The organism is Trebonia sp., assembly GCF_030042015.1.
GTDB lineage: Bacteria > Actinomycetota > Actinomycetes > Streptosporangiales > Streptosporangiaceae > Trebonia.
Genome location: NZ_JASIAL010000367.1, coordinates 1 through 20,037, shown reverse-complemented (window position 1 = coordinate 20,037; position 20,037 = coordinate 1). Strand labels below are relative to the sequence as shown.

Below are 20,037 nucleotides of genomic sequence, written 5' to 3'. Positions count from 1 at the left end.
CTGATTACCCTGATCGCCGCTGCGCCAGCTCGCGCTCGGCGGCGGCCACCTCGATGGCAACCTGTTCCTCGATGGTAGGCCGCCGCCGGCCGGGCAGCCAGCGCATCACGACGAGCCCGACGGCCAGGGCGATGGCCGCCGCGGTCATCGTGGTCACCTGCATGGCGTCGACGAACGCGACGTTGGCCGGCTCGAGCAGGAACCGGCCCGCCTGGCCGAGCTGCTGGGCCACCGCCTGGGTGGCGGAAACGGACTGGCCTGCCGTGTCCCTCGCGGCCGCGGGCAGCGTGGCCAGCGCCGGGGACATGGTGGCGCGGTAGGACTGCGCGAGGATCGAGCCGAGCACGGCGACGCCGAGCGCGACCGCCACCTGGCGGGCGGTGTTGGTCAGCGCCGACCCCGCGCCGGCCCGCTCCCGCGGCAGGACCTCCATCACCGCCGCGGTGGCGGTGGGCACGGCGGCGCCGATCCCCGCGCCCTGCAGGCCGTACAGCACCGCAAGCAGCCAGATCGGGGTGGACGTGCCGAGGAAGGCGTACCCGCCGATCGCCAGCGCGTTGAGCAGCAAGCCGCCGCCGACGACCGCCCTGACCCCGAACCGGCTCACCAGCGCCGCGCTGCGCGGGGACATGATGAACTGGCCCGCCGCGAACGGGATCGCCAGCAGGCCCGCGTGCAGCGGGCTGTAGCCGCGGACGTTCTGCAGGTAGAAGCTCGTGAAGAAGTAGACACCGCCCATGCCGAAGAACAGCAGCGCGATCGCGCCGACGGAGGCCGACAGCCGCCGGTTGCGGAACAGCCGCACGTCCAGTGACGGGTGGCTGACCCGCGTCTCGTACCAGGCGAACAGGGCCAGCACCGCGAGCCCGCCGAACACGGGGGCGAGCACGTCGGCACGCACCCAGGACCCGGTGTCACCGCCCTGCACGATCCCGTAGACCAGCAGCACGAGGCCGACCACGGAGGCGAGCACGCCGGGGTAGTCGATCTTGCCCGGAGCGGGATTGCGCGACTCAGGCACGAGGGCAAGCGCCGCGACCGCGCCGATCAGCGTGACGGGGACGTTGATCAGGAACACCGAGCCCCACCAGAAGTGGGCGAGCAGCGCGCCGCCGAGCACCGGGCCGATGGCCACGCCGATGCCGACGGCGGACGCCCAGATCCCGATGGCCCGCGCGCGCTCGTGCGGCTCGAAAACATTGGAGATGATCGAGAGCGTCTGCGGCATCACCGCGGCGCCGCCAAGGCCCATCACCGCGCGGGCGGCGATGAGCTGGTCTGGCGAGTGGGAGTAAGCCGACAGCAGCGAGCCGAGGCCGAACAGCGCGAGCCCGATCATCAGCATGCGCTTGCGGCCGATCCGGTCGCCGACGACGCCGAACGTGAACAGCAAGCCCGCGAACACGAGCGTGTAGGAGTTGATCGCCCACTCAAGCTGGCTCTGGCTGGCGCCAAGGCCGCCGACCGGGTCCGCGATCGTCTTCAGCGCGACGTTCAGGACCGTGTTGTCGATGACGATGGCGAGCAGCCCGACCACGACCACGCCAAGGATCACCCAGCGCCTGCGTTGAATCGTCTGTGTGTCCATGAGTCCCTTCAAGGGCTTGCAGCTGTGCCACGGGGCCGTGCTCTCCCGCTGCGCTCTCCCGCGGGGGACCCCCTTCACCCGAACTATCGATACGAAACTGGACCGTATCGGAATCTATTCCGGGTGCTGCCGCCTTTTTTTCCTGCCGCTTTTTCCGCCGCGCGGCAGCGTGCCGCAGCGTGAAGGGACGAACTACCATAAAACGGGCGCAGATGTGACAGCAAAAGATCGGGCACGGCTTACACCGCGCAGGCACGTCGTCGGACGCGAGCTAGCTGTTGCGGGCAACGAACCGCTTGTGCGCCTCGGCGAGCCGCAGGAACGCGCGCGCGGCTATCTCCGAGCGTCGTCTCGCGTACTCGAACGGCGTTACCTCGTACCTGGTAAGGGCGACCTGCACCGCCGCTAGCTCGGACTCGTACTCGTCCTCGATCCCCAGCGCGTCCTCGACGTACTGGCTGTCTGCCTTGCGAGTGTTACCGGTCAATCCAGCTTGCCTATCGTCTGTCATGGCTCCCCCCAGCATGACAGTCTGGTGTTGACCCGGGCATGCATATGCGCCAGAAGGCCAACCCCACGACCGAGCAGCCGTTACCCCAGGCCACACAGGGCAGCGCTGACGCTTGCGGCTGGCTCGAACAAGGCTAACAGCGGGGGTGTTCGCGGGCGGCGTCAGCCCGCGCCGGGCCTGTCGCCCGGGCACTGTCAGAGCGTTATGTCCGCCTGGCGCAGTTCGCCTGTGGCGGGGTTGACGAGAAGCGACAGCACGATCGTGGCGTCCTCGCCGGCCAGCTCCACGCTCACCGACGCGGCGCCGTCGCCGGCGCGGTACGCGCCCGCGACCGCGCGGCCGGCCCAGACGGCGGCCATCCGCAGACGCCGGCCGAGCAGGCGGGCGTCAGCGCCTGGCGCCACCGGCACCGACGACGGCCATTGCGTGGCACCGTCGTTCATCCAGGCGAGCAGCGACTGCAGGGCCCGTGCCAGCGGCGAGCCCGCGGCGGGCGGCACGGCGAGCGTCAGCGACTGCACCCGCGGCGGGCGCTGTGGGTTGAGCTGGATCTGCACCTGGACCGTGCCCCGCTCCCCCGCCAGCCACCACCGGCAGTGCGCGGGAGTGTCCGACTCCGCCGGCCGCGCGGCGGACGGCGCGAAGTCGCCGATGCGCTCGCGGATCAGGGCCAGCGTGCGCCGCCGTTCCTGGTACGGGCTGTCGAGCGCGACGTTCTCGGTGAACAGCGCGTCCGCGGCCGCGTCGTCCCAGCTGTGCAGCAGCCGGTTCACCTGCTCGCGGGCGGCCACCGTCTGCGGCCACGGCTGCCCGGGCGGCGCGGGCGGCGCGGGCGGCGCGGCGGAGGCTGACTCGGACGCCACGGGCGCCAGCGCGATGTGACTGGCGGCCGAACGAGGCCGCACGGCCTCGAGCACCGCGGCGGTCAGCGCCGACATCGCGGCGTAGGTGGCGTTCCCGAGCGCGATCACGCCGAGGCCGCTCGCCAGGTGCCAGCGCATGTTGCTGCCGAACCCGGGGTAGCCGCCGCTGTGGCTCACCACCCGTCCCGCGCCCGCATCCTCGTCCACGAACAGCCCGAACCCGTAGTAGGCGGGACCGACGGCCCCGCCGCCCGGCAGCCGGTCCGGCGCGCGCCAGCCGGTGACCGCCTGCGGCAGCTGCATCTCCCGCCGCGACGCCGCCCGCAGCGGGTGCCCACCGGGCGGAAGCTCCCCAGCGGCAAGTGCGCCGTCAAGGCGCAGCCGGGGGGTTCCGGAGGGCAGTTCCCCCGGAGCACGTGCGCCGTCAAGGCGCAGCCGGGGGGCTCCGGGGGGTCGCCCCCCCGGGTCAACAACAGCACCTGGCGGGAACGCCGCGGCGAACCCGGCCACCCAGCGCGCGAGGTCGGCGACACAGCTGAACACCCCGCCCATCGGCGCGAACGCCCCGTACGGGTCGAACGGCAGCTCCTCCCAGCCGCCCATCCCCCGCCGGTAACCGGTCGCCAGGCCAGCCGCGTCGAACTCCGCCGCCGCGAACCCCGTCCTGGCCAGGCCGAGCGGCACGAGCAGCCGCGTCCGCACGAACGCGGAGTACTCCGTTCCTGACGCCGCCGCGATCACCCGGCCGAGGATCGCGTATCCAAGGTTGGAGTACTCGAACCGGGTGCCCGGCGCCCAGTTGACGCTCACGCCGCCCGCGAGCAGGTCGCCGAACTCCGCGAGCGGCAGCCCCTGCTGGCGGTCCCCCCACGGGTCGTCGGTCGGGAACCCCGCGGTCATCGTCAGCAGGTGCCTGATCGTCACCCGGTCGGAGTCCGGCGTGGCCGGCGGCCAGCCCGCCAGCTCGGGCACGTACTTTTCCGCCGGGTCTTCCAGCGCCAGCAGGCCCTCGTCGCGCAGCAGCAGCACGGCCGAGGCGGTGAAGCTCTTGGACATCGACGCGATGCGGAACACCGTTCCGGCGTCCGGCGGCGGCCCGCCGAGGGCCCGCGCGCCGAAACCCGCGGCGTGCACCAGGGCTCCGTCCGCCACGATGCCGTAGCAGATCGCGGGCTGGCCGCCGCGGCCGAAATAGTTGCTCACGATGGCGTCGGCGGCCGGGAAGTCACTGCGCACGCGATTAGTCTCCCATGTCGCCGGCATGCGATTATCGACGTGTCCGGGTACGCCACAAGGGCGCCTCGAGACTTTTGGAGGTTTTGACAATGCCATCATCAATGCCGTCATCACAGGCGAGCAGAGCGAACGCGGAGCCGCTGTACGGCGGCCGCCGCCCTGGCCGGGTCACGGTCAGGGACCTGGCCGCGGCGAAGGCCCGGGGCGAGAAGTGGCCGATGCTCACCGCCTACGACGCGCTGACCGCGGGGATCTTCGACGAGGCCGGAATCCCGGTACTCCTGGTCGGCGACTCGGCGGGCAACGTGGTGTTCGGCTACGACACCACGATCCCGGTCACCGTCGACGACCTGATCCCGCTCACCGCCGCCGTCGTCCGCGGGACGAGGCGGGCCATGGTGGTGGCGGACCTGCCGTTCGGCTCCTACCAGGGATCGCCGGCCGCCGGGCTGCAGGCCGCGGTGCGCTTCATGAAAGAGGCCGGCGCGCACGCGGTCAAGCTGGAAGGCGGGCTGCGGGTCGCGCACCACGTCGAGGAACTCGTCGCCGCCGGCATCCCGGTGATGGGGCACCTGGGGCTGACGCCGCAGTCCGTGTACGCGTTCGGCGGCTTCCGGGTGCAGGGCCGCGGCGAGGACGGCGAACGGCTGCTGCGCGACGCCAAGGCGCTCGAGGCGGCCGGCGCGTTCGCTGTCGTCCTCGAGGGCATCCCGGCGGCGCTCGGCACGCGGATCACCGAGGCGCTGCACGTCCCGACGATCGGCATCGGCGCCGGGCCCGGCTGCGACGCGCAGGTGCTCGTCTGGCAGGACATGGCGGGCCTGTCGTCGGGCGCGCCCAAGTTCGCCAAGCGGTACGCCGACGTCGCGTCCGTGCTCCGCACCGCGGCGACCGAGTTCGCGGCCGACGTCGCCGCGGGCGCCTTCCCGACGGAGGAGTACTCCTACCAGTGACAGGAAGCCGGGACCGTTCGGGATAACGATGGGAGATCAGCCTGCTACGGCCCGCAGCTGGGGCAGGACCTCCTTGCCGATCATCTCGACCGCCGCCATCGGGTCCTCGGACATCACCTGAATGGAGACGATGTCCGCGCCGACGTCGGTGACAAGCGGCCGGTACGCCTCGATGAGCCCGGCCGCGTCAGGGACGACCGCGTAGCTGGCGAGCACCTCCTCTGGGTCCATCTCGTCCGCCCTGATCCGCAGCTCGGCGGGGTCGGTGGCCTCGAGCCGCCCGGGGGCGCGCAGGCCGCGCAGGGACGACAGCGCCTTCCAGGCCTCGGACGGTCCGCCGGCGAGCACGGTCCACCGGGTCGCGAGCACGAGCTGGCGGGCGCGGCGCGCGGCGGCGGCCCGGCGGTACGGCGCGATCACCTTCGCGACCGTGTCGGCGGGATCCTTCACGCTGGTGATCAGGCCGTCGGCGTACGTGCCCGCGAACTCCGCCGACTTGGGGCCGCCGGCCGCCATGAGCACGGGCAGGTCGCCGGCCGGGGGGGAGTACAGGCGGGCGGTCTCTGTCGTGTAGTGCTCGCCGCGGAAGGACAGCTTCTCCCCGGCGAAGAGCCGGTGGATGATCTCCAGGGCCTCCTGCATGCGGGCCTGGCGCTCGGCGTACCCGGGGAACGGGAAGCCGAGCGGGCGCTCGTTCAGCGCCTCGCCGGTGCCGACGCCAAGCAGGAGGCGGCCGCCGGACAGCCGGTCGGTCGTCGCGGCCATCTGGGCGACCAGCGCGGGATGGTAGTGGAACAGCGGGCAGGTGACGGAAGTGCCGAGCTGAACGCGGGCTGTCCGTGCCGCGACCGCGCCGAGCCAGGACCAGACGAACCCGGCCGCGGACGTGTCGTCCACCCACGGGTGGAAGTGGTCTGACCCGAGGACCACGTCAAAGCCGGCTTCCTCGGCCGCCACTGCCTGGCGCACCAGGTCTTCGGGCTGATAGGACTCGTGGCTGCACAGCCAGGCGAACTTCATCGCGCCTCCTGTCGTGTTCGGTTCTCCATGGGAGATCTTCTCATCCGCGATGTGCTGCGGATTCCGCCGCCCGGATGCACCATGGGTATATGGATACCGACCAGATTGTTACGCTGCGCGCACTCCTGGTGAGCACGGGCTGGCTGGAGCGGGTCCGGGTGTTCGGGCGGGCGCTGCGGACCTCGACCCGGTCGCCCGGCGGGCTGCTCGTCGTGGGCACGCCCGCCTTCGAGCCGTGGCACCTGACCGCCCACCTGGACGAGGAGTCGCGGCTGGCCGGGATCCCCGAGCTGATGCCCACGCTGGTGCGGTGGTCGCCACCCGCGGACGCGCCCCCGCACCTGCGGGTGGGGCTGTCGCGGCTGGAGGCGGCGCGGCGGGGGGAGACGCTGTTCGTCGTTTCTGACGAGACCGCGCCGGTGCCGCTGCTCGAGCGGGTCAACGACGCGCGCCACGTGGGGGCGACGATCCTCGCGCTGGACACCGGGGACCGCGAACTCGACGCGCTCGCGCACGAGTCGCTGTCGGTTCCCCAGCATGGTCCGGGGGCCAGGGGGGTTAACGGGGGGACGGGCAGTCCCCCCCTTGCGGGGGGTCGCCGGGGGGTCGGCCCCCGGGGGCAAGCGGCGCTCACATTCGACGCGGTCCAGCACCTGGTGAGCGCGGCGGCGGGCGAGCGGGACACGGCTGGCGCGGGCGCCGCGGGCGCCGCGGGCGGCAAGCGCGGCTCGCGCGGGCTGCGCGAGCGGCTGGCGCGCTTGCTTGATACGGTCAGCGGCCCGACCACGTAGCCGCTGGCACGGCGCGCAAAGACAGGGGATACAAACCCACCCTTAGCGGGGGTTTTCTATCCCACATCCTTGAAAACGCGGGTGCTCCGCCAGCGCGGGAGCAGCCCGCACGGCACACGGCGGCCTCAGCGGCGGGGATTGTGGCCGGGTTGGTCAGGCGTCCAGGGACAAGACCATCGTCGGGCGCTCGATGACGTGGTCGTCGCGGAGCGGGCGGACGGCGGTGCCGATCGCGAAGAACTCGGTCGTGTGCGAGCCCCAGGTGTGGCTGTGCTGCCGCAGCTGGACGCCGACGATGCCCTCGGCGTGCAGTTCCTCGGCTTCGGCCTGCATGCGGGACATGGCCAGCTCGCGGGCGTCGTACAGCGCCTGGGTGAACTGCTCGATCTCGACGTTGCGCCCGATCTGGCCGAGCTTGGAGCCCAGGCGCTGGTGCGCGATGTGGTACACGCACGAGCCCATCACCATGCCGAGCGGCGCGTAGCCGGCCCGGATCAGCGTCCAGAAGTCCTGGCCGGACAGGTCCGAGGTGAACGGCTGCTTCTTGTTGTTGCGCCAGTTGGTGACCCCGCCGCCGCCCGCGCCCTGCTCCGCCTTGACCGCGGTGCCGACCGCGATGAACTCGGCGATGTCCGCGCCGAACTCCTTCATCTCCACGTCCAGCCGCACGCCGACGATCCCGTCGGCCTTCAGCGCGTCGGCCTCGGCCTCCATCCGGGACATCGCGAGCTCGCGGGCGTGGTACATCGCCTGCGACAGCACGTTGAGCTCCTGGTTGGAGCCCCAGCGCCCGACCTGCAGCCCCACGTGGTAGATCGACGAGCCGAGCACGAGCCCGAGGGGGCGGAACCCGGCCTCCCGCACGAGCAGGAACTCGTTCACCGACAGGTCGGAGGTGAAAATCGACCCGGCGCGCCCTGGCTGCAGCTCGGCCAGCCGCTTTATCGCGTCCTGCGGGACGCCGGCCACGCCCAAATCGGTCGTCTGCTGGTCCGTCATGACGTCCTCATCATCTCCTGTTAGCGCCGATGTTGACCCGCGCCGCCTGGCGGCGCTGCGGGTCCAAAGACATGATGGCCAGGGGAGGCGCCCCGGACCGTTCGGTATGAGCAGCGAAGCGGACGATCGCGGTGCCGATGTTGACCGCCTCGACGATGTGGTCGCGGCTGCCTTCCCGTGCCGGGCATTCGCGCTCCCGCACGTGGAACTCCATGTCGGCGACCACCACGCCCTCGGCGCCGAGCCGCTTCACATCGGCCGTGAGCTGGGTCCTCGCGTCGTGCCTGGCGTCGTTGACCAGCTCGGTCCAGCCCGCGACCTCCGCGTTGCCCGCGCCCCAGGTGGTCTGGCCGCGGGTCATCCAGTCGTCGTGCCTGGCGGCGATCGAGATGCCGAGCACCAGGCCGGCCGGCATCCAGCCCTTCATGACCAGCTTGGCGAAGTCCTGGCCGGACAGGTCCGACGTGAACGGGCGCTTGAGCGACGGGGCGCCAGGGGCGCGCACCGCGGTGCCGATCGCCTTGAACTCCAGGCCGCCGGTCGGGAACTGGCCGATCGACAGCCGCACGCCGACGACGCCGTGCCCGCCGAGCTCGGCGCACTCCTCCACCATCCTGTTGATGGCCGTCCGCCGCGCCTGGTACATCGTCTGCACCAGCGGCCCGAACGATCCGTAGCCGCCGCGGCTTGACACCTGAGTCCGCGCCGGCGGGCCCCAGGAGTTCCCGTACCCGTAGCTGCCCCACGCGCCGGGGCAGCCGTACCCTCCCGTGTACCCCACGTTGTAGACCGCCGCGCCGAGCACCTGGCCGACCGCGCCGAAACCGACGGACCGGATCGCCGCGAACTCGTCCGAGGTAAGCGCCGAGCCCCAGGTGCCGCTGCGCCGGATCTCGGCCATCCGCGCTTCTGCGGCGGGGGGCAAGTCGTGGCTCACGGCATCTAGCCTAGCCGCGAAAGTGGCGTTTTCACGACGTCACGCCGTCGCGCCAGGGCGGGCGTTATTCCCTGGCGTTATTCTCCTGCGTCCCACGCCTCGTTTCTCTCTCGCACCTTCTCCAGCGCGTGGCTGGCCTCCTCCCGAGTCGGGTACGGGCCGAGCAGGTCCTTGCCCGGGCACGGCGTGTCGTCTGGCTCGACCGTCATGTGCCGGGTGCAGAACCACCAGCGCTGTTCGTTGTCCGCGGAGTTTGCCATGCGCACTAGATTGCCATGGCGCACTAGACTCGCAGAACATGGCCACACTGCTCCACCCGGGACGGCTCTCCCCCGCCCGGCAAGTCCCCGCGAACATCGTCCGCCCCGAGTACGTGGGCAAGAAGCGCCCGACGCTCGGCGAGCCCGACGTCAAGGACGCCGGCACGATCGCGCGGATGCGGGTGGCCGGCCGGCTCGCGGCGCGCGCCCTGCAGGAGGTGGGCCGGCACGTCAGGCCAGGCGTCACCACCGACTACCTCGACCAGGTGGGGCACGAGTTCCTGGTCAGCCACGGCGCGTACCCGTCGACCCTGGGTTACCGCGGGTACCCCAAGTCGCTGTGCACGTCGCTCAACGAGGTCATCTGCCACGGCATACCCGACGACACGGTGATCCGCGACGGCGACATCGTCAATGTCGACATAACCGGGTTCATCGGCGGGGTGCACGGGGACACCAACGCGACGTTCCTGGCCGGCGACGTCGACGAGGAGTCGCGGCTGCTCGTCGAGCGGACGCACGAGGCGATGATGCGCGGCATCCGCGCGGTCGCCCCTGGGCGGCCGCTGAACGCGATCGGCCGGGTGATCGAGTCCTACGCGAAGCGGTTCGGCTACGGCGTGGTCCGCGACTTCACCGGGCACGGGATCGGGACCACGTTCCATTCCGGGCTCGTGGTGCCGCACTACGACGACCCGGACAACGACGTGATGATGGAAGCGGGGATGACGTTCACGATCGAGCCCATGCTCACCCTGGGCACGATCAAGTACGACGTATGGCCGGACGGGTGGACCGCGGTGACCAGGGACCGCAGGCGCACCGCCCAGTTCGAGCACACGATCCTCGTCACCGAGGACAGCCACGAGATCCTGACGCTGCCGTAGGGCGCGCTGGAGTTCCCGATCATCCCGAACGGAGCGTGGCGACTGCCCGGGGGAGCGGCCCGCGCCCGTTCGGGATAATGATTTTCATGCGGACCTTGCTGGGGGCACCGTGATCGAGGCGGTGGTGTTCGACCTGGACGGCGTGCTCATCGACTCCGAGCCGGTCTGGGAGCAGGTGCGGCGGGACGTCGTCGCCGACCGCGGCGGGCACTGGGCCGCGGACGCGCAGGACCGGCTGATGGGCATGAGCACCGCCGAGTGGTCCAGGTACATGAGCTCCGGCCTGGGCGTGCGGCTGCCGCCGCGGGAGGTGGCGGAGGTGGTCATCGCGGCGATGGCGGCGCGGTACCGCGAGCACCTGCCGCTGCTGCCCGGCGCGGTGGACGCGGTGCGGCGGATGGCGGCGCGGTGGCCGGTCGGCCTGGCGAGCTCCGCGCCACGGTCGCTGATCGAGACCGTGCTCGACGCGGCGGCGCTGCGGGCGGTGTTCGCCGCGACGGTCTCGACCGAGGAGCTGGCCCGCGGCAAGCCCGCTCCGGACGTGTACCTGGAGGCGGCCGCGCGCCTTCGGGTCGCGCCTGACGCGTGCGCGGCCGTCGAGGACTCCTCGAACGGGCTCCGCTCGGCGGCCGCCGCGGGGTGCGCGGTCATCGCGGTGCCGCGCCCGGCCTATCCCCCTGCCGACGACGCGCTCGCCTCGGCCAGGCTGGTGCTGCCCGGCCTGGCCGGGCTGACCGTCCCCGCGGTCGAGGTGCTCGGGACCGGTTAGGCGTCGCGGGTGCGGAACAGGTAGCCGCCGATCGCCAGGATCACGGCGGCGTAGATCAGCGTCACCCCGAACTGCGGCCAGGCCGACCACAGGTGCGGGTTTTGCTGGCCGATGGTCACCGAGAGCACCCGGCCTGCCCCGTCGGGGAAGAAGCGCATGATGTCCCAGCGCCAGGTGTCCGGCAGGAGCTGGATGATGATCGGCAGCACGAACATCAGGCCGATCGCCGAGGTGATCGCGCCCGCGGTGTGCCTGATGATCGCGCCGAGGCCGAACGCGATCAGCGCGACCGAGGTGACGAACAGCGCCGTGCCGATGATCGCGGTGAGCACGGTCCCCGGGGAGATCACGATCGTGCCGACGAACGTCGTCGAGGTCGGGGTCGAGATGACGCCCATCGGGACCGAGACGGAGTGGAACAGCGAGGCGCTCACCCCGGTGCCCGACATGAGCGCCTGGCCGACGAAGAACGAGATGAACGACGTGATGACCGAGACGATCAGCGTCACCGTGGTGAACGCGATCAGCTTGCCGGCGAAGACCGTGCCGCGCCGTGGCATCGCGGTCAGCGACGTGCGGATCATCCCTGTGGAGTACTCGGAGGTGATCGCCAGCGCGCCGAGCACGGCGACGACGAGCTGGCCGAGCTCGAAGAACCCGCCGAGCGACGCCTGCGTCGCGTCGAGCCCGGCCTTGTTCGCCGGGTTGCCATGCAGGTTGGACGTGACGGCGACCCCGGCGAGTGCCGCGATGCCGACGCTGACGATGAACAGCGCCGCGATCGTCCAGTAGGTGGAGCGGACCGAGCGGAGCTTGGTGAACTCCGAGCGGAGCACGCCGGGCAGGCCGGCCCGCCCGGCCGCGGGCGGCAGCGCGGTGAGCTGCATGCCCTTCGCGATAGTGGTAGCCATCGTTCAGACCCCGCTTCCGATGTTCGCGGGCGCCGCGGGCGCCGCGCCCGCGCCGGGCACCCCGGTGTGGTATTCCAGGCTGCCCGCGGTCAGCTCCATGAACGCCTCCTCGAGCGAGGCGTGCACCGTGGTGAGCTCGTGCACCCGCAGGCCCTGCTCGAACGCGATGTCGCCGACCACGTCGGCGGTCATCCCGCGCACCTGCAGCGTGCCGTCCGGGTCAGTCGTGGCGGTGCCGCCCTTGGCGGCGATCCCGGCCGTGAGCTGGTCAGCCGAGGGTGTCCTGACCCGGACGGCCGTGCCGGACGACCGGGCGATGAACTCGCTCATCGCGGCGTCGGCGATGAGCCTGCCCCTGCCGATCACGATCAGGTGGTCGGCGGTGTTCTCCATCTCCGACATCAGGTGGCTGGAGACGAAGACCGTGCGGCCCTCGGCCGCCAGGGCCTTCATCAGGTTCCTTATCCACAAGATGCCCTCGGGGTCGAGCCCGTTGACCGGCTCGTCGAACATGAGCACCTGCGGGTCGCCGAGCAGCGTCTCCGCGATGCCGAGCCGCTGGCTCATGCCGAGGGAGAACCCCTTGGACCGCTTGCGGGCCACCTCGGAGAGGCCGACGAGCTCGAGCACCTCGCCGACCCGGTGCGCGGGCAGGTCGTTGGTCTGCGCCAGGCACAGCAGATGGTTGTAGGCGCTGCGCCCGCCGTGCACCGCCTTGGCGTCGAGCAGCGCGCCGACCTCGCGCATCGGGTAGGCCAGGTCGGCGTACCGCCTCCCGTCCAGGGTGACCGTCCCGGCGTCGGGGTAGTCGAGCCCGAGGATCAGGCGCATCGTGGTGGTCTTGCCGGCGCCGTTCGGGCCGAGGAAGCCGGTCACCTTGCCCGGCTCGATGCCGAACGTGAGGTTGTCGACGGCGACCTTCTCGCCGTACCGCTTGGTGAGGCCCCGTACCTCAATCATGGAATCATTCCTCTCGGGTCAATTAACGATCCCAGTCTGGCCGGCGTCCGGCGTGCCCCGCGTCGGCCCCAGTGATGATTTCGTCCTACTCCCCGGGGGGGACGGCTGGCGGGGGCGCGCAGCGGCCTGCGCGGCCGCTCACATCCGCAGGCCGGCGGCGCCGAGTTCGGCGAGCGCCGCGTCGACGTCCCGGGCGGTCAGGGGCTCGCGGGTGGCGCGGGTGGCGCTGGTGGCGCCGGTGGCGCCGGTGGCGTCCCAGGCGGCTTCGCAGAGCGCGCGCAGGCCGTCTATCGCGGCGCCGGTCCCGGTGAGGGCAAGCTGGCCAGATGCCTGACGCAGCGCGTTCCAGCCCCCGCACGTGAACCCTTCGTCGTGGCGGGCGACCTGCGGGTACGGCCGCAGCAGGGCGTCGAGGGTCGCCGCGACGTAGGTCGGGCGGAGCCGGGGCGGCGCGAGGAGCAGGTCGGCGGGCCGGGACACCCCCGTGAGCACGAGCATGCTGTGCGCGCCCGCGCGGTAGGCGGCCTCGATGTCGGTGTCGAGCCGGTCGCCGACGACGAGCGGGTTTTTCGCGCCGGTGCGGATGACCGATTCCCTGTGCAGCGGCGGCTCGGGCTTGCCCGCGATAAGCGGAGCGGTCCCGGTGGCGTGGGCGATGACCTGCAGCAGGGATCCGTTGCCAGGCTGGGTGCCCCGCGGGCCGGGCAGCGTGCTGTCCGCGTTCGTGCCGACGAACAGGGCGCCTGCCCGTACCGCCAGGCCGCCCTCCGCGAGGCTGCCGTACTCGATGCCGGGACCGTAGCCCTGGACGACGGCCAGGGGACGTTCGGCGGCGGTGGACACCGGCCGCAGGCCGCGTTCCCGCACGGCCAGGCGCAGCGCCGTGCTGCCGATGACGAGGACGGGAGCGGCAGGCGGCAGCTTGTCGGCGAGCAGCCGGGCGGCGGCCTGTGCCGAGGTCACGACGTCGTCGGGATGCGCGGGGACGTGCATGTCCTTGAGGAGGGCGGCGACCGCCGCGGGGGTGCGGGAGGCGTTGTTGGTGACGTACGCGAGGCGCATGCCCTGCCGCCTGGCGTGCTGGAGAGCTTCAGGCGCGCCGGGGATGGCGGCGCCGCCGATGTAGACGACGCCGTCCAGGTCGAGGAGTGCGACGTCGTACTGTTCGTGAAGGTTTGGCACAGCGGCTAGCTTCTCATTCCGCGCCTGGCTTGGTCCTGCGGGCCTCGAGCGTGGCGCGCACCTGGCGGAGCGCGTCGGTGTACGGCTTGCGGTCCGGGCGCATCGCGGCGGCCAGGGCCAGGTACTCCGCGGCCGCCGCGTGCTCGCCTTTGCGGGCCAGGGCAAGGCCCAGGCCGAAGTGCGCGTAGTCGTCGCTCGGGCTCGCCTCCACGATCACCCGGAAGTTGTCCGCCGCCTCCGCGTACCTGCCGGTGTCGAACTGGGCGCGCGCCAGGGCCTCGCGGACGCTGCGCGACGTGGGTTCGGCCATGACGGCCCGCTGCAGAACCTGGGACGCAGCGGCCGGGCTGCCCTTGCCGAGCAACTCCATGCCTGTCGTGTACCAGGAGTGGACGTCCGCGGCCTCTGGGGGAACCGGATCACCGCCGGGGGTTTCGCCCGTTCCGTCCCGAGTGTCCCGATCTTCCCCCGCATCTCCTGGCCCGTCTCCCGGCCCGTCCCCCGTCCGGTCTCCCGTCCCGTCTCCCCCGAAAGCAGCCTGGCCAGCGAAGTTTTCCGGATACCGGGAATCCCAGGTTCCTCTTGGTCCTTCTGACATGGTGTGCAGACCCTTCCGTCCGGCCATGAGTCCGGTCTCGTCCTGGCGCCGTTCCGTGGTGTCCGCTACGACCCGGACCGGGTGAGCGGCATCGCGAACGTCACCTCACCACCGTACGACGTGATCGGCTCGGGGACGCTGGATGAATTGTTCGCGGCCGAGCCGCACAACATCGTCCGGCTGATCCTGCCGGGGTTCGGCCCGGACGCGGAAGCGGCCGGCCGAGAGGCGTGCGGCGGGACGGGCAGCCCCGCCGACCCGGAAGTCACCGGGGGGTCATCCGCCGGGCCTGGGGGGCCTGGGGGGCCTGGGGGGTCGTCCGTCCGGGGAAGCAACGCCCTGGCCGCGGGACGGCTGCGCGAGTGGCTGGCGGACGGCGTGCTCGCGCCGGACCCTGAGCCGGCGCTGTACGTCTACGAGCAGAGCGGACCCGGCTGGCTGCAGCGCGGCCTGATCGGGCTCGTCGGGGTGGGCACGCCGGATTCGGCGGGGGTCCTCCCGCACGAGGGAGTCATGCCCGGGCCGGTCACCGGCCGGCGCGAACTGATGATGGCGACGCGCGCCAACCTGGAGCCAATCTTCCTCGTCTACAACGGCGGGACCGATAGCGCCGACGCCCCCGGTGCTGCCACGGTTTCCGCACCGGGTTCCGGCGGGCACGGGGGCCCCGCCGGCCCGGACCCAAGGCCGACTGCTTCTGGGCTCGTGGGGGTGGCGGCCACCCAGCGGGCGCCGCTGGTTTCGGCGGTGACCGGCGACGGCGTGACCCACCGGCTATGGCGGCTCGCCGACCCGTCCGAGCACGCGGCCGTGGCCGCCCACCTGGCGGGACGCACCGCGCTTATCGCCGACGGCCACCACAGGTACGCGGCCTACAGGGAACTGCGCGAGCTGATGCGCGGCGCGGGCTGCGGCGCGGGCCCGTGGGACTACGGGCTCGCTTTCCTCGTCGACGCCGACGCGTACCCGCCCCGGCTTGGCGCGATCCACAGGGTCATCCCGCACCTGGCGCCGGACGAGGCGGCCCGCCTCGCCGCGGAGGCGTTCACCGTCGAGGAGGTGGCGGGCGGCACGGCGGAGGCCATGCGGCTGCTAGCCGAGGCGGGACGGGAAGGAACCGCGTTCCTGCTCGCGGGCCGGCCGGGATTCTGGCTGCTGACCGAGCCTGACCTGGGACAGCTGAGGGCCGCCATGCCGCCGGGAGCGTCGCCGGGCTGGCAGGCGCTCGACGCGTCCGTCATGCAGGAACTGCTGCTGGCCCGGCTGTGGTCGATCAAGGACAACGAACGCGACGTCCTGATATCCCACGACGCCGGCGAGGCCGTCCGGATGGCGCTTGACGCGTCAGGCACCGCGGTGCTGTGCAACCCGGTCCCGTTCGCGACGGTCAAAGAGCTGGCGGAGCACGGCGAGCGCGTGCCGCGCAAATCCACGTCGTTCGGTCCCAAGCCCCGCACGGGCCTTGTCCTGCGCACGTGGGAGCCGTAAGCTCCGCTGCGCTGCCAGGACGGCGCGGCTATTCTGCCGTGCCTGGTGACTCGCCGGGCTCGGTGAGGTGAACGTCCGGCTTCGCGTGGCTCGCGAGGGCTTCGTCGATCGAGTCGAAGATGGCGAAGACGTTGCTCAAGCCGGTGATGCGGAAGATCCGCAGGATGCGACCCTGCGTGCAGACGAGGTCGATTCCGCCGTCGTACGCGCGCACCCGCTTGAGTCCCCCCACAAGCACGCCCAGCCCGGTCGAGTCGAGGAACTCGACCCGCTCCATGTCCACGATCAGGCGGTAGTTTCCCGCGTCCACGAGGTTGACAAGCGTCTCCCTGAGCTTGGGCGCCGTGTAGACGTCGATTTCCCCGCTTACTTCGACAACGGTCGTACCAGGGGCAGCGGAATACTCATTGAGCATGAGGTCCATTGCCTCTCCCCCTCTCCCCTCTACTCCTCTGTCTGGGACAATAGTCGGATGCGTGATCACAAGGCTACGAGCGAGCGAAAGTCCAGTTACACAGGCGTACCGGACATAACTGACCTCGGGGGCGACGTCTTCCAGATCGACACCCGCATGGCCGGGTACCAGGGGATCACCGCCGGATACCTGATCAGGGGCAGCCGGCCGTGCCTGGTAGAGACCGGGACCGCGCCGTCCGCGCCTGTGGTGCGAGACGCCCTTGCGAAGCTGGGCGTGGGGGCCGCCGATCTCGCCACCGTCGTGGTCACGCACATTCACCTGGACCACGCAGGCGGCGTGGGCGACATCGCGGCCATGTACCCCGCGGCCGACGTGGTCGTCCACCAGAAGGGTGCCAGGCACCTCGCCGACCCGAGCAGACTCATGGCGAGCGCCAGGATGGTATACGGGGACGCGCTCGACGTCCTGTTCGGCACGCTCGCGCCGGTGCCCGCTGACCGGATCAGGACGCTGGACGATGTAGGCACGGTGGATCTCGGTGACGGCCGGCGGCTCGACAGCCACTACTCTCCCGGGCATGCCAGGCACCACGTTGGGCTGATCGACTCGGCCAGCGGCGACCTGTACGTGGGCGACGCGGCCGGGGTGTACATCCCCGAGACCGGCGACCTGCGCCCGGCCACGCCGCCGCCGGACTTCGACCTAGAGGTGGCGCTGGCCTCGTTGCGCAAGTTCGAGGCGCTCGGGCCCAGCCGGCTGCTGTTCAGTCACTACGGGCCGGTGGACGACGTCGGGGCGATCCTTGAGCGCTCGGCGGAGGAGATCACGGTATGGGTGGACGGCACGCGCCGGGCCCGTGCCGCGGGGATGGACCTGGACCATGCGATCGCCATGGTGCGCGAGCAGACGCTATCCCGGTACGCCGCACTGCGCGAGGGCGCCGACCCGACGATCGCGGCGAAGTTCGAGCGCATCAGCGGCGCGGCCACGAACGTCAGCGGAATCTGGCACTGGCTGGACAAACTCGAACAGCCAGCATGACCGCATCGGGATCGGGGTCGGATGACCGCCCGGGAGCCGCGCGGCCGACCATGACCGGATGGCCGCCCGTACTGGCCTTACGCGTCGTCCTCGTCTTCGTCGTCATCGTCTTCGTACTGGTCGTCTTCGTCGTCGAAGTACTCGTCGTCGTCTTCGTCGTCGCCTGAGCCTTCTTCATCGTCGAGATCGCCCTCGACCTCGTCGTCGCCCTCCTCGTCCTCCTCGACCTCGACCTCGACCTCGTCCTCGTCGACCTCGATCTCGTCGTCGTCGTCGGACTCGTCGAATTCCTCGTCCGCGCTGTCCTCGATGTCGTCCCAGTCTTCTTCCTCGAGGTCTTCGACCGAGATGCCGTCCAGCTCGTCAAGGCGCGCCAGGGCGTCAGTCTCCTCCTCTTCGTCGGCAACGACCGCGCGGGAGAACGCCTCCCTGGCCGCCTCAGGGCGTCCTGCCGCGAGCAATGCCTCGCCATAGGCGTAGAAAAGCCTGGCCGACCAGGGCCGCAGGCGCCCATCGGACAGCTCAGGGACCTGGAGGGCCAGGACCGCGGCGTCGGCCAGACCCTGGTCCCTGCGGATGCCCGACTCCACGATCCGCAGTTCGATCTGCGCCGCGCGGGGCAGTCGCTTGGCCTCATCGCTGTGCACGAGCTCGAGCGCCCGGTCGAGCCTGCCAAGCGCACGCTCGGAGTCCGCCATCAGCGGAAGGTACTCGCCCCGTCCGGTCAGCCGGCGGGCAGCGCGCAGCTCCGCCAGCGCTTCTGCCCAGCGCCCGGCGCGGTATGCCGCGATGCCGGTCACCTCCCGCACCACGCCAATCCGGGCGGCCACCTTCCGCGCGGCCTGCGCGTACTGGTACGCCTGCTCGGGATCGGTCGCCAGCTCGGCGGCCACCAGGTACCGCCCGACCGTGCCGGCCAGGTCCGAGGGCAGCCCGTTGAGTTCGGCCTTGGCCTCGCGGGAAAGCTGGTCCTCCGTGATGCTGTCCGGGATTCTCGGCGGCGCGGACGCCGCCGCGCCCTGACGGCTGGGCCCGCGGTCTTCAGCCCGCGTCCGGCCGCCCCCGAAGCCGGACGGACCGGCGGATCGACCCGGCCGAAATGGCCTGCCCGCGCGATCGCCGGCTCCTGACGATGGCCGCCGCGCCCCGGGCCGAGTCGCGCTGCCCTGCCACGGTTCCCGGTCAGGACGCTCGGCACCCGGCCGGGATTGTGAGTCACGCCAGTCGCGGCTGTCGTCTCGCCGATAAGGCCGGGCGTCGCGGGACGCGGCGCCCCGTCGTTCCGTCCGTCCGTCAGGGAACGGGCCCCCGAGACGTTCGGACGTGTTCCTGCTGAAGCCACGGCTGCGCGCAGGCGGCCGTGCCCCACCCCGATAGGGCCGCGGCTGGTCGTCACGGAATCCTCCGGTTCGCCGCGGACGGTCTGCACCGTACCCGGACGGGCGCCGCTCAGCGGTGTCCTCCCTGTAGCGGCCGCGGCTATCACGGAACTCGTCGCCGCGCCATCCGGGATCACGCGCATAGGGCTGCGAGCCGGAACGTTCCGGGCGGCGTGGACGGTCGTAGCCGCCCCCTTCTTCCGCCCCGCCCCACTCCCGGCGCTCACCGCCGCGGCTCGAAGGGCGATATCCGCCAGCGGGCGCACCACGGTATCCGGACGACGGCCTGCGGTCACCGCCAGAACGCCAGTTCCGGGAATCGTCATCGCCGTCGCCCCGGCGAAACGACCGCGAAGGCCTGTCCGCCGGACCGCGTCCGCTGCCGCTGCCGCTGCCGCTGCCGCTGCGGAAGGAATATCCCGGCGGCCGACGGGATGGTCCACGCCCGGACTCGCCCCATTCCCGGTCAGGCTGCTGGCCAGGTCCACGGCCTGCACCGCGCCCCTCGTCCGATCTAGCCTGCCATCGCCCGCCGCCTGAGCCGCCCCGCGGCCGGGTGCGCCCCCAGGTGTCGTCGGCGCCGCGGCCGCGTGACGGCCCGCCGCTGTATCCTCGCTCGCCACCGGACCCGCCCCGCCCCGGACTTGCGCCGCGAGCCCGGTCGCGAGCGCCCGTACCGCGCGGTCCGCCATCGAACCGACGGTCCGTGCCGCCGCCGCGAGCATACCCATCGCCGCGCGAGCCGCTCCGGGCAGCACCGCCGCTTGCCGCAGCGCCTGCGTCCCGGTTAGCACCTGCGCCCCGGTTAAAGCCGCCGCTGCGGCCAGAACCGCCGCGACCGTAGCCTCCAGAGCGTGCGGCACCTGCCGCACCGCCGCGACCCCCGGCAGCACGGCCAGCACTGCTGCCACCGCCCGGACGCCCGCGCCCGTAGCCTGCGCCGCCACGCCGCGACGCGTTGTCATCTTCGGCCACTTGTCCGACCTTCCTGAACGGCTGGCATCAAAAATAAGGGCCGCTGCCCCGGTCCGGGGCAGCGGCCCTGTGTGGTGTGTTCCGGCGGTGTCCTGCTCTCCCGCGAGGCTTCCCTTGCAGTACCATCGGCGCTGGAGGGCTTAACTTCCGGGTTCGGGATGGGACCGGGTGTTTCCCCTTCGCTGTGGCCGCCGGAACGTCCTGGGGTGCGTGCCCGGGGGGCGGGTGTGTCCCGGGAACTGCACAGGGGCGCGAGTGTCTTTCCCCCCCG

At 71.8% G+C, this 20,037-nt stretch carries 19 protein-coding genes and 1 rRNA gene; 6 read left to right on the top strand and 14 right to left on the bottom strand.

The annotated features are described in order from the left end of the window. Window positions 1–4: 4 nt before the first annotated feature. From Q1N79_RS20025 to Q1N79_RS20015, 3 genes are all read right to left on the bottom strand, one after another. The gene (locus tag Q1N79_RS20025; RefSeq protein ID WP_300611129.1) at window positions 5–1,588 is read right to left on the bottom strand and encodes an MFS transporter; all 1,584 of its coding nucleotides are present in this window, start codon (window positions 1,586–1,588) and stop codon (window positions 5–7) included. Between the two features lie 271 nt (window positions 1,589–1,859). Beyond that, window positions 1,860–2,075, bottom strand: coding sequence for a hypothetical protein (locus Q1N79_RS20020; RefSeq protein WP_300611127.1), 216 nt, complete (start codon window positions 2,073–2,075; stop codon window positions 1,860–1,862). 218 nt (window positions 2,076–2,293) lie between these two features. Further along, complete coding sequence (locus Q1N79_RS20015; RefSeq protein ID WP_300611125.1) at window positions 2,294–4,198, bottom strand: serine hydrolase domain-containing protein; 1,905 nt, start codon at window positions 4,196–4,198, stop codon at window positions 2,294–2,296. Between the two features lie 101 nt (window positions 4,199–4,299). Here Q1N79_RS20015 and panB point away from each other — a divergent pair, with 101 nt between their 5' ends. After that, on the top strand, window positions 4,300–5,151 hold the full coding sequence (gene panB / locus Q1N79_RS20010; protein ID WP_300611123.1) for a 3-methyl-2-oxobutanoate hydroxymethyltransferase: 852 nt from the start codon (window positions 4,300–4,302) through the stop codon (window positions 5,149–5,151). A gap of 36 nt (window positions 5,152–5,187) precedes the next feature. Here panB and Q1N79_RS20005 read toward each other — a convergent pair whose 3' ends face one another. Then, the gene (locus tag Q1N79_RS20005) at window positions 5,188–6,171 is read right to left on the bottom strand and encodes a TIGR03557 family F420-dependent LLM class oxidoreductase (RefSeq protein WP_300611121.1); all 984 of its coding nucleotides are present in this window, start codon (window positions 6,169–6,171) and stop codon (window positions 5,188–5,190) included. Between the two features lie 89 nt (window positions 6,172–6,260). Here Q1N79_RS20005 and Q1N79_RS20000 point away from each other — a divergent pair, with 89 nt between their 5' ends. Beyond that, a complete protein-coding gene (locus Q1N79_RS20000; RefSeq protein WP_300611119.1) occupies window positions 6,261–6,962 on the top strand; it encodes a hypothetical protein in 702 nt (233 codons plus the stop codon). Window positions 6,963–7,115: 153 nt separating this feature from the next. Here the strand turns inward: Q1N79_RS20000 and Q1N79_RS19995 are convergent, their stop codons facing one another. From Q1N79_RS19995 to Q1N79_RS19985, 3 genes are all read right to left on the bottom strand, one after another. Continuing rightward, the gene (locus Q1N79_RS19995; RefSeq protein ID WP_300611117.1) at window positions 7,116–7,961 is read right to left on the bottom strand and encodes a heavy metal-binding domain-containing protein; all 846 of its coding nucleotides are present in this window, start codon (window positions 7,959–7,961) and stop codon (window positions 7,116–7,118) included. Between the two features lie 10 nt (window positions 7,962–7,971). After that, window positions 7,972–8,898 (bottom strand): heavy metal-binding domain-containing protein, encoded by a 927-nt coding sequence (locus tag Q1N79_RS19990; RefSeq protein WP_300611115.1) that lies wholly within the window; start codon window positions 8,896–8,898, stop codon window positions 7,972–7,974. A 77-nt stretch (window positions 8,899–8,975) separates the two neighbouring features. After that, entirely contained in the window at window positions 8,976–9,158 is a 183-nt protein-coding gene (locus Q1N79_RS19985) for a hypothetical protein (RefSeq protein WP_300611113.1), read from the bottom strand. Window positions 9,159–9,196: 38 nt separating this feature from the next. Here Q1N79_RS19985 and map point away from each other — a divergent pair, with 38 nt between their 5' ends. Then, window positions 9,197–10,045: a type I methionyl aminopeptidase gene (gene map / locus Q1N79_RS19980; RefSeq protein WP_300611110.1), complete on the top strand. Its 849-nt coding sequence runs from the start codon at window positions 9,197–9,199 to the stop codon at window positions 10,043–10,045. A 109-nt stretch (window positions 10,046–10,154) separates the two neighbouring features. Then, window positions 10,155–10,814, top strand: a complete 660-nt coding sequence (locus tag Q1N79_RS19975; RefSeq protein WP_300611108.1) for an HAD family phosphatase — start codon at window positions 10,155–10,157, stop codon at window positions 10,812–10,814. On the opposite strand, the gene Q1N79_RS19970 is transcribed toward Q1N79_RS19975, so the two are convergent. The 4 genes from Q1N79_RS19970 to Q1N79_RS19955 all read right to left on the bottom strand — a co-directional run bounded on the left by Q1N79_RS19970 (window position 10,811) and on the right by Q1N79_RS19955 (window position 14,237). Continuing rightward, on the bottom strand, window positions 10,811–11,725 hold the full coding sequence (locus tag Q1N79_RS19970; RefSeq protein WP_300611106.1) for an ABC transporter permease: 915 nt from the start codon (window positions 11,723–11,725) through the stop codon (window positions 10,811–10,813). The genes Q1N79_RS19975 and Q1N79_RS19970 overlap by 4 nt on opposite strands. A gap of 3 nt (window positions 11,726–11,728) precedes the next feature. Beyond that, the gene (locus Q1N79_RS19965) at window positions 11,729–12,685 is read right to left on the bottom strand and encodes an ABC transporter ATP-binding protein (protein ID WP_300611104.1); all 957 of its coding nucleotides are present in this window, start codon (window positions 12,683–12,685) and stop codon (window positions 11,729–11,731) included. Between the two features lie 138 nt (window positions 12,686–12,823). Further along, the gene (locus Q1N79_RS19960; RefSeq protein ID WP_300611101.1) at window positions 12,824–13,867 is read right to left on the bottom strand and encodes an HAD-IIA family hydrolase; all 1,044 of its coding nucleotides are present in this window, start codon (window positions 13,865–13,867) and stop codon (window positions 12,824–12,826) included. A 13-nt stretch (window positions 13,868–13,880) separates the two neighbouring features. After that, a complete protein-coding gene (locus Q1N79_RS19955) occupies window positions 13,881–14,237 on the bottom strand; it encodes a tetratricopeptide repeat protein (protein WP_300611100.1) in 357 nt (118 codons plus the stop codon). 231 nt (window positions 14,238–14,468) lie between these two features. Here Q1N79_RS19955 and Q1N79_RS19950 point away from each other — a divergent pair, with 231 nt between their 5' ends. Further along, on the top strand, window positions 14,469–15,953 hold the full coding sequence (locus Q1N79_RS19950; protein WP_300611098.1) for a DUF1015 family protein: 1,485 nt from the start codon (window positions 14,469–14,471) through the stop codon (window positions 15,951–15,953). Between the two features lie 28 nt (window positions 15,954–15,981). Here Q1N79_RS19950 and Q1N79_RS19945 read toward each other — a convergent pair whose 3' ends face one another. Beyond that, a complete protein-coding gene (locus tag Q1N79_RS19945) occupies window positions 15,982–16,377 on the bottom strand; it encodes an STAS domain-containing protein (RefSeq protein WP_300611096.1) in 396 nt (131 codons plus the stop codon). A 48-nt stretch (window positions 16,378–16,425) separates the two neighbouring features. On the opposite strand from Q1N79_RS19945, the gene Q1N79_RS19940 reads away from it, so the two are divergent. After that, window positions 16,426–17,412, top strand: coding sequence for an MBL fold metallo-hydrolase (locus Q1N79_RS19940; protein ID WP_300611094.1), 987 nt, complete (start codon window positions 16,426–16,428; stop codon window positions 17,410–17,412). A 77-nt stretch (window positions 17,413–17,489) separates the two neighbouring features. Here the strand turns inward: Q1N79_RS19940 and Q1N79_RS19935 are convergent, their stop codons facing one another. Both Q1N79_RS19935 and rrf read right to left on the bottom strand, forming a co-directional pair. Continuing rightward, entirely contained in the window at window positions 17,490–18,305 is an 816-nt protein-coding gene (locus Q1N79_RS19935; protein WP_300611092.1) for a hypothetical protein, read from the bottom strand. Window positions 18,306–19,845: 1,540 nt separating this feature from the next. Continuing rightward, window positions 19,846–19,962: ribosomal RNA gene (gene rrf / locus Q1N79_RS19930) — 5S ribosomal RNA — on the bottom strand. Window positions 19,963–20,037: the final 75 nt, after the last annotated feature.